The sequence below is a fragment of the Scandinavium sp. genome, assembly GCF_036271055.1.
Taxonomy (GTDB): domain Bacteria; phylum Pseudomonadota; class Gammaproteobacteria; order Enterobacterales; family Enterobacteriaceae; genus Scandinavium.
In genome coordinates, this window is sequence record NZ_DATBBJ010000019.1 from 1 (window position 1) to 11,440 (window position 11,440).

General features: G+C 53.1%; 9 protein-coding genes and 1 pseudogene. 3 read left to right on the top strand and 7 right to left on the bottom strand.

Going from position 1 to position 11,440, the window contains the following annotated elements:
* The 3 genes and pseudogenes from VH187_RS01710 to yceD all read right to left on the bottom strand — a co-directional run.
* A pseudogene (locus tag VH187_RS01710) lies at positions 1 to 105 on the bottom strand (phosphate acyltransferase PlsX); the annotation flags it as partial.
* 12 nt (positions 106 to 117) lie between these two features.
* Complete coding sequence (gene rpmF, locus VH187_RS01715) at positions 118 to 288, bottom strand: 50S ribosomal protein L32 (protein WP_329699769.1); 171 nt, start codon at positions 286 to 288, stop codon at positions 118 to 120.
* 16 nt (positions 289 to 304) lie between these two features.
* Positions 305 to 826, bottom strand: a complete 522-nt coding sequence (gene yceD, locus VH187_RS01720) for a 23S rRNA accumulation protein YceD (protein WP_329699770.1) — start codon at positions 824 to 826, stop codon at positions 305 to 307.
* A 141-nt stretch (positions 827 to 967) separates the two neighbouring features.
* Here yceD and VH187_RS01725 point away from each other — a divergent pair, with 141 nt between their 5' ends.
* Positions 968 to 1,552: a Maf family protein gene (locus VH187_RS01725; RefSeq protein WP_329699771.1), complete on the top strand. Its 585-nt coding sequence runs from the start codon at positions 968 to 970 to the stop codon at positions 1,550 to 1,552.
* A 44-nt stretch (positions 1,553 to 1,596) separates the two neighbouring features.
* On the opposite strand, the gene rluC is transcribed toward VH187_RS01725, so the two are convergent.
* Complete coding sequence (rluC, locus tag VH187_RS01730; protein ID WP_329699772.1) at positions 1,597 to 2,550, bottom strand: 23S rRNA pseudouridine(955/2504/2580) synthase RluC; 954 nt, start codon at positions 2,548 to 2,550, stop codon at positions 1,597 to 1,599.
* 696 nt (positions 2,551 to 3,246) lie between these two features.
* Between rluC and rne the strand changes: the two genes are divergently transcribed.
* Positions 3,247 to 6,414 (top strand): ribonuclease E, encoded by a 3,168-nt coding sequence (gene rne, locus VH187_RS01735; protein ID WP_329699773.1) that lies wholly within the window; start codon positions 3,247 to 3,249, stop codon positions 6,412 to 6,414.
* A gap of 42 nt (positions 6,415 to 6,456) precedes the next feature.
* Here the strand turns inward: rne and VH187_RS01740 are convergent, their stop codons facing one another.
* Positions 6,457 to 7,500, bottom strand: coding sequence for a LysR family transcriptional regulator (locus VH187_RS01740; RefSeq protein WP_329699836.1), 1,044 nt, complete (start codon positions 7,498 to 7,500; stop codon positions 6,457 to 6,459).
* 1 nt (position 7,501) lies between these two features.
* Between VH187_RS01740 and VH187_RS01745 the strand changes: the two genes are divergently transcribed.
* Complete coding sequence (locus tag VH187_RS01745; protein WP_329699774.1) at positions 7,502 to 8,713, top strand: MFS transporter; 1,212 nt, start codon at positions 7,502 to 7,504, stop codon at positions 8,711 to 8,713.
* Between the two features lie 79 nt (positions 8,714 to 8,792).
* Here VH187_RS01745 and flgL read toward each other — a convergent pair whose 3' ends face one another.
* On the bottom strand, positions 8,793 to 9,743 hold the full coding sequence (gene flgL, locus VH187_RS01750; protein ID WP_329699775.1) for a flagellar hook-associated protein FlgL: 951 nt from the start codon (positions 9,741 to 9,743) through the stop codon (positions 8,793 to 8,795).
* A gap of 13 nt (positions 9,744 to 9,756) precedes the next feature.
* Positions 9,757 to 11,412: a flagellar hook-associated protein FlgK gene (gene flgK / locus VH187_RS01755; protein WP_329699776.1), complete on the bottom strand. Its 1,656-nt coding sequence runs from the start codon at positions 11,410 to 11,412 to the stop codon at positions 9,757 to 9,759.
* Between the last annotated feature and the right edge of the window lie 28 nt (positions 11,413 to 11,440).

The window sequence follows — 11,440 nt, forward strand, 5'->3', positions numbered from 1 at the left end:
ATTTAGTTCGGAATTAGAGTCCAGTGCCTGCAATGCTGCAGGCACTGTCACGGAAGGACCGAAGTCCCCACCCATGGCATCTAACGCAAGGGTTAGACGTCTCAAGGTATCGTCAGATTACTTAACGATAACCTTGCGGCCGCGGTAGTAACCGTCGGCGGTGATGTGGTGACGCAGATGAGTTTCGCCAGAAACTTTGTCTACGGATACTGCTGCTGTGGTCAGCGCGTCATGGGAACGACGCATGCCACGTTTGGAACGGGTTGGTTTATTCTGTTGTACGGCCATGGACCTTACTCCTCAATTACTTACGCTTTAAACTGGCTAATACGGCAAATGGATTTGGTTTCTCCGCCTCGGAAGGCAGTTTGCCAAAGACCATGTCCGCCTCGGACACTTCACAGTGTTCAGAATCATGCACCGGAACCACTGGCAAGGAGAGGATGATTTCATCTTCAACCAAAGCCAGAAGATCGATTTCGCCAAATTCGTTAATCTGAACCGGCTCATACGCTTCCGGGAGTGCTTCAGCCTGCTCGTCTTTGACGATCGGGCTAAAACAATACTGTGTGTAGACCTGATGAGCAAACGGCTTCCCGCAACGCTGACATGCGAGTGTTACCGAGACCTTCGCATCACCGGTTAAAACCGCGAGGCGTTGTTCATCGATAGCAAAACGCATATCGCATTCCACATCACTGTCTACACTGACTACAGAATCGGCGACGCGCTCTACCTGGACAGGTGTATACACACCGTGATAGTCAAGGCGTTTTTGAGCCGTACGAAGCAGATCGAGAGTCAGGGGTAATTTTACCTTTTGCATAGGGCGCGCATATTAACTTTGTAACGTCATAGAGTCAAAGAAAAAGGCACCCGCAGGAGCCTTTTGCCAATTATTCGCACACATTGCGGCGTGTAGTTTAAAATGTCGCAATCCGAATCACCAGAGTCTATTAAAAAAATTATGCCACAACTTGTTCTCGCTTCCACTTCACCCTATCGCCGTGAGCTGCTCAATAAGCTTCAAATCCCCTTTGAATGCGCAGCACCTGAGGTCGATGAACTCGCTCTGCCCGGTGAATCGCCACGCCAGTTGGTCATGAGACTGGCTCAGGCAAAAGCGAAGGCGTTGGCTGAACGCTTCCCTCAGCATCTGATTATCGGTTCTGATCAAGTTTGTGTCCTGGGCGGGAAAATTACCGGTAAACCGCATACAGAAGAAAATGCTCGCCTGCAATTGCGTGAAGCGAGCGGACATGTCGTGACGTTTTATACCGGTATTGCCGTGTACAACAGCGCCAAGGGTCACTTACAGACCGAGTGCGAGCCTTTCGATGTACACTTCCGTCATCTTACCGATGCAGAAATCAGCCATTACGTGCAAAAAGAGCTACCGCTTAACTGCGCAGGTAGCTTCAAAAGCGAAGGCTTGGGGATAACACTGTTTGAGCGTCTGGAAGGACGAGATCCGAATACGCTGGTGGGTCTGCCGCTCATTGCCCTGTGCAAAATGCTGCGACACGAGCAGTTCAATCCGCTATTACGCTGAAACGCAAAACGCCCCAGAAGGGGCGTTTTCGAGCATTCTGTATGCTACTTCTGGCTGCGTAATATCTGCAGGCAACGCTTCAACTGATTATCCATCGGCGCTTCGATACGCAACGTTTCGCCCGTGCCGGGATGGGTAAATTTGAGCGCAGCGGCATGCAGGAATAAACGGTTCAGACCGGTTCCCGCAAGCTGCTTATCAAATTCACGATCGCCATAGCGGTCATCAAACGCGATAGGATGGCCCGCATGCAGCGTATGAACGCGAATCTGGTGCGTGCGTCCTGTTACCGGGCTACAGCGTACCAGCGTGGCGTGGGTAAAACGTTCTTCAACTTTGAAGCGCGTCTCAGAAGGTTTCCCTTCCTGGCTCACACGGACAATACGTTCGCCACTTTGCAGAATGTTTTTCAGCAACGGAGCCTGCACCACTTTAGTGTGTGACTGCCACTGCCCGCGCACCAGCGCTAAATAATCTTTCTGCATCCCTTTTTCACGCAGCTGTTCGTGCAGGGACCGCAGCGCTGAACGCTTTTTCGCTACCAGCAAAACGCCGGATGTATCGCGATCAAGGCGATGCACCAACTCCAGGAAACGAGCCTCTGGACGAAGCGCACGCAAGCCTTCGATAACGCCAAAACTCAGCCCACTGCCGCCATGCACAGCCGTACCAGACGGTTTATTCAGCACCAGGATATGGTCATCTTCATACAGAATAACGTCGCTCAGCGCCGCCACTTTCTGCAAATGAGGGGAAACTGCGTCTTCTTCGCGCTCAGCGACACGCACTGGCGGAATACGAATTTCATCCCCAGCTTCCAGCTTGTACTCCGGCTTGACGCGTTTTTTATTCACGCGGACTTCGCCTTTACGCAGGATGCGGTAAATCATACTTTTCGGCACACCTTTAAGCTGGGTGCGTAAAAAGTTGTCTATTCGTTGCCCTGCTTCATCTTCGGCAATGGCAACCATTTTCACGGTCGGTGTCTCAGTTTTCATGGGGGGCGATTCTAAAGAGGCACAGGCATTCGCGCCACTCCTTTTTCTGTGCTTATATTAACTTCGCCAGGCTACTCATTTTTACGCTCACTCAACGAATTGCTGGTTATTAGAACAATCGGTTCGGGAAAGTGAAAAAACTGTGAGTAACCGGGTGATAAATGGTAAAAGTCATCTTGCTATAACAAGGTTAGCAGGGAATAATGATGCAGTTTTCCGTGTCGAACTTTGTGTGTACAAGTTGTTATCGGAATGACCCATTTTGTCTGAACGATCTTTTATGCAGCAATGGCGTAAGACGTATTTATCTTTCAGACAGTTAGCGGGCTGCGGGTTGCAGTCCTTACCGGTTGATACTCTATATTTCAAGCCGCCGAAAAAGTGGCAGGTCTGGGTTCGCCAGGCACTACTCCAGAAGTAGATGACAGGTAACGCAGGTTAAGCCAACGACTCTGCGACTTGAAAAGAATGAGTATAGAAGGAACCTCCCCTGGAGAATGATTCCCAGGCTGTTCCCCTGAATAATTGCGCTGCGGTTCCGTTTGAAACGCAGGCTACCGACACTCTGCGCCTCTTAAACGAGCGACAACCGTGAGGTTGGCGACGTGAACAGACACGAGGCCATCGGTTTACCCCCGGCAAGGAAAACTCTGCCCGTAGCTTAGTCGTCAATGTAAGAATAATGAGTAAGTTACGATGAAAAGAATGTTAATCAACGCCACTCAGCAAGAAGAGTTGCGTGTCGCCCTTGTTGATGGGCAGCGTCTGTACGATCTGGATATTGAAAGCCCAGGACACGAACAGAAAAAAGCGAACATCTACAAAGGCAAAATTACCCGTATCGAACCTAGCCTTGAAGCCGCATTCGTAGATTACGGTGCTGAGCGTCATGGTTTCCTTCCTCTTAAAGAAATCGCCCGCGAATATTTCCCTGCCAATTACAATGCGCATGGCCGTCCGAACATCAAAGATGTTCTTCGTGAAGGCCAGGAAGTCATTGTTCAGATCGATAAAGAAGAACGCGGCAACAAAGGCGCGGCACTGACTACCTTTATCAGTCTGGCAGGCAGCTATCTGGTACTGATGCCAAACAACCCGCGTGCCGGTGGTATTTCTCGCCGTATCGAAGGTGATGATCGTACCGAGCTGAAAGAAGCGCTCTCCAGCCTGCAACTGCCTGATGGCATGGGTCTGATTGTGCGTACCGCAGGCGTAGGCAAATCTGCCGAAGCACTGCAGTGGGATTTAAGCTTCCGTCTGAAGCACTGGGAAGCGATTCAGAAAGCCTCTGAAAGCCGCCCTGCCCCGTTCCTGATCCACCAGGAAAGCAACGTTATCGTACGTGCCTTCCGTGACTATCTGCGTCAGGACATCGGCGAAATCCTTATCGATAACCCGAAAGTGCTTGAGCTGGCTCGCCAGCATATCTCTGCGCTGGGTCGTCCGGATTTCAGCAGCAAAATTAAGCTCTACACCGGTGAAATCCCGCTGTTCAGCCACTATCAAATCGAATCGCAGATTGAATCTGCATTCCAGCGTGAAGTGCGTCTGCCGTCAGGCGGCTCTATCGTCATCGACAGCACCGAAGCCCTGACCGCCATCGATATCAACTCCGCACGCGCAACTCGCGGCGGCGACATCGAAGAAACCGCGTTCAACACCAACCTTGAAGCCGCAGACGAAATTGCTCGTCAGCTGCGTCTGCGTGATCTCGGCGGTCTGATCGTTATCGACTTCATCGACATGACTCCGGTTCGTCACCAGCGTGCGGTTGAAAACCGTCTGCGCGAAGCGGTGCGCCAGGATCGTGCGCGTATCCAGATTAGCCATATTTCTCGTTTCGGCCTTCTGGAAATGTCACGTCAGCGTCTGAGCCCGTCACTGGGTGAATCCAGCCATCACGTGTGCCCACGCTGTACCGGTACGGGTACGATTCGTGATAACGAATCGCTGGCGCTCTCCATTCTGCGTTTGATTGAAGAAGAAGCGCTGAAGGAGAACACTCAGGCCGTTCACGCCATTGTTCCGGTTCAGGTTGCCTCTTACCTGCTGAACGAAAAACGTGCGGCAATCAGTGCTATCGAAACCCGTCAGGACGGCGTTCGTTGCATCGTTGTGCCAAACGACCAGATGGAAACACCGCACTATTCCGTGCTGCGCGTTCGAAAAGGCGAAGAAACAAATACGCTGAGCTACCTTCTGCCGAAGCTGCACGAAGAAGAAATGGCGCTGCCGTCTGAAGAAGAACCTGCTGAGCGTAAACGTCCTGAGCAACCTGCTCTGGCGACTTTCGTGATGCCAGATGCACCGCCTGCACCGACGGAAGAAATCGCTAAAGTAACGGCTCCGCAGAAAGCTGCACCAAGCGCAGCCACTGTTGCAGCGCCAGGTCTGATTTCCCGCTTTGTCTCTGCACTGAAATCGATGTTCAGCAGCGAAGCGCCGGTTGTTGCCGAACCTGAACCGGTTAAGAAAGAAGATAAACCTGAGCGTCCGCAAGATCGTCGTCGTTCACGCCAGCCTAACCGTCGCGATCGTAATGACCGCAACGATCGCCGTGATAACCGCGACAATCGTGGTGAACGTAACGAACGTGGAGACCGAGATAACCGTGGTGAAAATAACGAAGGCCGCGAAGATAACCGTCGCAACCGTCGTGAAAAACCACAGCAGAGCGCAGAAACCCGTGAAGCGCGTCAGCCAAACGTCGTGGAAGACGCCGATAAAGCGAAATCCCGTGACGAGCAGCAGCCGCGTCGTGAACGTAACCGTCGTCGTAACGATGACAAGCGTCAGGCAACTCCAGACGTTAAAGTTCAGACTCGCGAAGAACAACCCGCTCAGGAAACCGAGCAGGAAGAACGCGTTCAGGTGATGCCGCGTCGCAAGCAGCGCAACCTGTCGCAGAAAGTTCGCTTCGAATCAGCAGCCGATATCGCCGCCGCGACTGAAGCCGCAGCCGTTGCTGCAGCGTCCGTTGAAGCCGCTCCTGCTAAGCACACTGAACTTGCCAAAGTTGATCTGCCAGCCGTTATCGACACGCCTGCAGAAGAGGAAAACACCGATAACCGTGAAGCCGCAGGTATGCCGCGTCGTTCGCGTCGTTCACCACGCCATCTTCGTGTGAGCGGTCAGCGTCGTCGTCGTTACCGTGACGAGCGTTACCCTGCTCAGTCTCCGATGCCAATGGCTATCGCCTGCGCATCGCCTGAAATGGCTTCTGGTAAAGTGTGGATCACCTACCCGGTATCACGTCCGCATGAAACCCATGTTGAAGAAACGCGTGAGCAAGCAGTCGTTCAGCCTGTGATTGAAGCTGCCCCGGAGGAAGCCGTTGCACAGACTCCAGTTGCGGAACAGGCGGTGGTTGTAGAGCCACAAGCTGTTCAGGCTGAACCTCAGACTCCGGTAATCGAAACCACGCACCCTGAAGTGATTGCAGCGCCAGTGAGCGAAGAACCACAGGTCATTGCACAAGCGGATGCCGTTGTGGCACAAGTGACCGCAGAAGAAGCGACCCCGGCAGTTGCCGAGGAAGTGGAACACGCTGTTGTCGCTGAGCAGCCAGTGGTTGAGACGGCATCGGTAGTTGAAACAGCACCTGTTGTTGAAACCGCGCCTGTTGCTCCTGTGGTTGAAGAGCCAGTGAAAACCGTTGTGGCTGAGAAGCCAGCCATCGTTGCTCACAAGCATGCGACTGCACCAATGACACGTGCGCCTGCTCCGGATTATGTGCCAGAAGCACCGCGTAACAGCGACTGGGTTCGCCCGGAGTTCGGATTCGAAGGTAAAGGTTCTGCGGGTGGTCATAGCGCCACGCACACCGCCACCGCCGGTCCGACGCGTCCTCAGTCTGTGGACTAAGCTGTAAAGCATGAAAAACCGCCTTCGTTAAGGCGGTTTTTTTTATTCTAAAATCGGTGAGCGCATGCCGGAAAGCTGTGGCATGACTTCACGCATCAACTCGAGAAATTTCCGCAAGCGCGCAGGATAATAACGCGCCCAAGGATAAACCAGATGCACTGGCAGCGCCGATGCGCGCCATTCTGGAAGCAGTTCAATCAGCTTGCCTTGCGCAATATCCTCTTCAACTGTCCAACTTGAAATCAACGCAGCACCCAGCCCCGCCAGCGCTGTATTACGCGCGACATAAACGCTGTCAGTACTCAGACGCGGCACAATGGGAAACGTCACACTCTCCCGGCTTTGCTGGTGGCTCAGCGTGATTTCGTGTTGATAGAAGGTACTGATCGCCACCCACGGCAGCGAAGCCAGATCAGTCGGATGTAAAACCGTACCCACCTTTGCCAACAACTCCGGCGAGATAACCAGACTGCGAGGCACTTCTGCCAGCAACACCGACACAGTAGCGGGATCGACGTCAGCGCCCACGCGTATGGCACAGTCAATATTGGCGCTCAGAAAATCCACCGTTTTGTCGTTCAGCATCCACTCCACCGACAATTGCGGATAGTGCTGCAAGAAATCCACTAACGGCGTTAAAAGCTGCTGTTGCCCGAAGGCATGCGGCGCTCTGACCCGCAATACGCCGACCGGATTGTCATCCACCCGTTGCAAATCGTCTTCCAGCGCCAGCCAACCGTCCACCCATTGACGAGCATGCTGGTAGCAGCGTTCACCATCGTCCGTCAGTTTCATCGCATGTGTGGAACGCAGAATAAGCTTTGTGCCTAACAATGATTCGAGCGATTGCAAACGTCGACTGACGGTCGCCTGAGTGGTCTCAAGCTGAACCGCCGCCGCCGATAACGATCCCGCCTCGATGATGCGGATAAATGTCCGCATCAACTCCAGCCTGTCTATACGCTCTGTTCTTTTCATTTTTGCATTATTCATACGCTCAACGTATAGCTGTTTTACCACTGCGCCAGCTACCGCGCCAGTGTGATTCGCCTCACAATGCGCTCCACACCCTGTTGAGGATGACATAATGAACAACACTTCCGCTCCTTCTCCTGCCATCGCGGCATGGATGATATTGATTCTGGCTGTTGGCGCAGGCTTTAGCGTGGCGGCCATCTATTACGCCCAACCCCTTTTGCCGCTGATGGGGCATGATCTGCACCTGAGCATTAAACAGATGGGCTTAGTTCCCACGCTGACTCAAACGGGCTACGCGCTCGGTATTCTGTTTTTGTTACCACTTGGTGACCGTCATGACCGCCGTCGTCTGATTCTGGCGAAAAGTGCCTCGCTGGCGGCGTTATTGCTACTTTGCAGCTTTACCAGCCAACTGCATGCGCTCCTCGCCGTTAGCCTGTTGATAGGGATGGCAGCGACAATGGCTCAGGATATTGTTCCGGCGGCCGCGATTCTGGCTCCTGCCGGGAAACAGGGAAAAACGGTGGGTACGGTAATGACGGGTTTATTGCTCGGGATTTTACTTTCCCGCACAGTTAGCGGCGTTGTCGGTGAGGCATACGGTTGGCGGGTGATGTATCAGGCCGCAGCGGTCAGTATCGCGCTGATTGGTCTGGTGATGTGGCGTGTACTTCCGAAATTTACCGCACATTCAAACCTGAGTTATCCGGCGCTAATGGTTTCGCTGGTGCATTTATGGCAGCGCTTTCCGGAGCTGCGCCGTGCCGCCATGGCCCAGGGTTTTCTGTCTGTCGCCTTCAGCGCGTTCTGGTCAACCCTTGCCATGATGCTGGCGCAACATTATCAGCTTGGTAGCGCCGTGGCCGGTGGTTACGGTATTGCGGGGGCTGCAGGAGCATTAGCCGCCCCCCTTGCCGGAGGATTGGCGGATAAACTCGGTGCCGCAAAAGTGACACAACTGGGTGCTGCTTTGGTCACGGTTTCGTTCGCACTGATGTTTTTCCTGCCATTATTGCCGATCCATGCCCAGCTGGCGCTGATTGCGCTTTCCGCTATCGGCTTTGATTTAGGTCTGCAATCCAGTCTGGTGGCGCATCAAAATCTGGTTTACAGCCTCGAACCGCAAGCGCGTGGTCGCCTTAATGCGTTGCTGTTTACGGTGGTGTTTATCGGCATGGCGTTCGGTTCTGCCATTGGCAGTCAACTCTATGCGATGGCCGGTTGGTCTGCGGTTGTCACTCTTGCCGTCATTGCCGGAGCCGTTGCTTTGTTGATTCGTCTGATGAGTCCGGTAAGAGCGGCAACCTGTCCACAAGCCTAAAAAAAAGCCCGCGCCGGGGTGAGTGGCGCGGGCGCAGAGAACATGGTCAGTTTCAAGACATGTTCTAAAAGGGTAAGAATTATTTATTCAACTGGAACAGTGACATGCCTTGCATATCGCTGAACGCTTTGTAAGAAGCCTGCAGCGCAGCCTGTTGCATGGTGTAACTGGAGATAGTCGAATTCCAGTCCACATCCACCAGGTTACTCATCTGCTGGGTCTGGCTGAGTGAGCGATCATTGCCCAGCTCATCCAGTTTATCCAGTTCATTGAGCTGAGTACCTACTTCCGCACGCACGCTCAGAACGTTGTTCAGCGCGTTACGCAGACCGCGGTTGGTTTTATCCACCGCCGCTTGCGCGGTTGTCTGAGCTACATCATCTCCCGCCACCGGCGTTTTCAACGCCGCAATAGCGGTATCCAGCATAGCAAACAGGTTGGTTTCCGGTGCAGTGTTATCTGGTTCTTGCACCGCATTGCTGGTGATTGAGTCGAAAATTTTATCACCTGTATGGCCGATAACCATGCTGCGTGAAGCATCCACTTGCTGTTCAATATTGGTGGTTCCGCCGCTGTAAGTTCCATCTGTCGCAAACGGTGCGCTGCTAGTTTTATAACCGGCAAACATATAGCGCCCATTACCGTCCTGACTGTTAGCGAGGTTCAGCAACTGGGACCGGATCCCTTGTAAATCTGTTGCCAACGAAGCACGGTCATCATCACTCAATGTGCCATTGCTGGCATAAACGATTTTTTCTTGTGCTGACTGGATAGCACTGGTCACCGACGACAACGTATTTTCTTCTTGTGAAATGCGCTGGGTGGCAAACGTACGAGCAGACGCAAACTGGCTGGTTTGGGCCTGGGCCTGAGATAAGGCAACCGCCTGTGACGCGGCAATCGGATCATCCGATGGACGATTTACGCGTTTGCCAGTCGACATCTGCTCACCATATTTCAGCCATGAAGACTGGGAGTTGGTGATCCCGCCCATGGTCTGCTGGTACATCATTAAAGTACTAACACGCATCGGTTACTTCTCCTTAGCGAATATTGATCAGCGCATCGAACAGCGTGCTGGCGGTTTGCATCACTTGGGCATTGGCCAGGTAATACTGCTGATAGAGCTGAAGATTGCCATACTCTTCGTCAAGGTTGACGCCGGAGATCGACTGCTGCTGCTTAGTCAATTGCGTCACCACGTTGGCCTGTGTCGTGTTGCTGCTTTCCAGCGTCGAGGTTTTGTTGCCCACGTCACTGACCAGGGAAGCGTACGCATCGTTAATGGTCTTATTCCCACCCACTAACTTACTGTTTTGCAGATCAAGCATTGCCTGACCGTTACGGTTATCGCTCTCACCGGTCTGTTTGTCATCAATACCCATCGCAATGTGACTTGCATCGGTGATCGCAACGCTCATGTTAACGATGGCATTGGAGACGGGTTTCACCGTGAAACTGTCATTTTTGCCCGCTGAACCGCTCACGCTCACATTCAGACCGTCAAAACTCAGGCTACCGTCGCCGCCGACAACAGGTGTCATTTTGGTATTGTCAGACAGCCGCGTGACTTGCCAGTTTGAACCGTCAAAGCTCAGCTTATAGTCGGTCGCCTGTACTTTCGTGCTATCGGTGATCGTCGCGGCGAGGCTCGCCGTACCGGTATTTTTGCTGTTGCTTAACACCGACGGATCGCCGATGGTGAAGAAATTACCGCCCTGGACGTTGTTGCCATCGGCATCGATGTAAATACCCTGACTGTTTTGCTGATTAAAGGCATCAGCAAAGGCCAGCGCCATCTGATTCAGGCTGTTACGGGTCTGATCGAGATCCTGAGAACGGAAGGTTAATAGACCGCCAAGTGAGCCGGTGGTCAGCAATTTTTCCGGAATTTCGATATTGCCCGCCACGTTGTCAACGTATGCCACCGTGGTGCGTGAAGGATCCGCGCTGCTCTCAACTGCCGCCAACTGGTGGGCAGTGCTGCCCTGTACCAGGCTGTAGCCATTGGCCATCGTCACGTTATAAGTGCTGCCATCCTGGATATTCACTTCCACACCGACCAACTGGTTCAACTGACTCACAAGCTGGTCACGTTGATCGAGCAGATTATTAGGCGATGCACCCGCGCCGATGCCGGTCATCCGGGAAATTTTATCGTTGAGGGTCGCAATCTGCTGCGAGTAATTGTTGATCTGCGAGACGGTAGAAACGATAGCGCCATTGACCTGCTTGTCCTGGTCGCGCAGATACTGATCGGTGGTTTTAAACTGATTCACCAGCCCCTGAGATTTCCCCAACACAGCCTGGCGTGCCGCCGGATCCTCTGCGTTGCTCACCAGCGTTTGCAGGCTGGAGAAAAAATCTTGTACCGTGGCTGAAATCGAGTTAGTGGTGTCAGACAGCACATCGTCGATTTTCGACATCTGCTGGTAACGCGTCGTCAGGCCGCTGCTCTGGTTTTGCGCCGCATTCAGCTGATTGGTGATAAAAGCGTTGTACTCGCGCTGCACACCAGTGACCGTTACCCCATTGCCCACCCAGCCTCCCGCACCCAGCGTGCTGTTTGCCGCAGAGAGGATCGTCGTCTGGCGGGTATAGCCGGATACGTTATAGCTAGCAATGTTATTGCTGACGGTGTTCAGTGCCGACTGAGCGGCACCGAGCCCACTCATTGCGCTATTCATTAAACTGGACATGGAGATTCCTTTATTCTTTTAGACACGA

Coding starts and splice junctions, on each gene's coding strand:
- VH187_RS01740 (WP_329699836.1), bottom strand. CDS start 7,500: ATGTCATCCTCAACAGGGTGTGGAGCGCATTGTGAGGCGAATCACACT.
- rne (WP_329699773.1), top strand. CDS start 3,247: ATGAAAAGAATGTTAATCAACGCCACTCAGCAAGAAGAGTTGCGTGTC.
- yceD (WP_329699770.1), bottom strand. CDS start 826: ATGCAAAAGGTAAAATTACCCCTGACTCTCGATCTGCTTCGTACGGCT.
- flgL (WP_329699775.1), bottom strand. CDS start 9,743: ATGCGTGTTAGTACTTTAATGATGTACCAGCAGACCATGGGCGGGATC.
- rpmF (WP_329699769.1), bottom strand. CDS start 288: ATGGCCGTACAACAGAATAAACCAACCCGTTCCAAACGTGGCATGCGT.
- rluC (WP_329699772.1), bottom strand. CDS start 2,550: ATGAAAACTGAGACACCGACCGTGAAAATGGTTGCCATTGCCGAAGAT.
- VH187_RS01725 (WP_329699771.1), top strand. CDS start 968: ATGCCACAACTTGTTCTCGCTTCCACTTCACCCTATCGCCGTGAGCTG.
- flgK (WP_329699776.1), bottom strand. CDS start 11,412: ATGTCCAGTTTAATGAATAGCGCAATGAGTGGGCTCGGTGCCGCTCAG.
- VH187_RS01745 (WP_329699774.1), top strand. CDS start 7,502: ATGAACAACACTTCCGCTCCTTCTCCTGCCATCGCGGCATGGATGATA.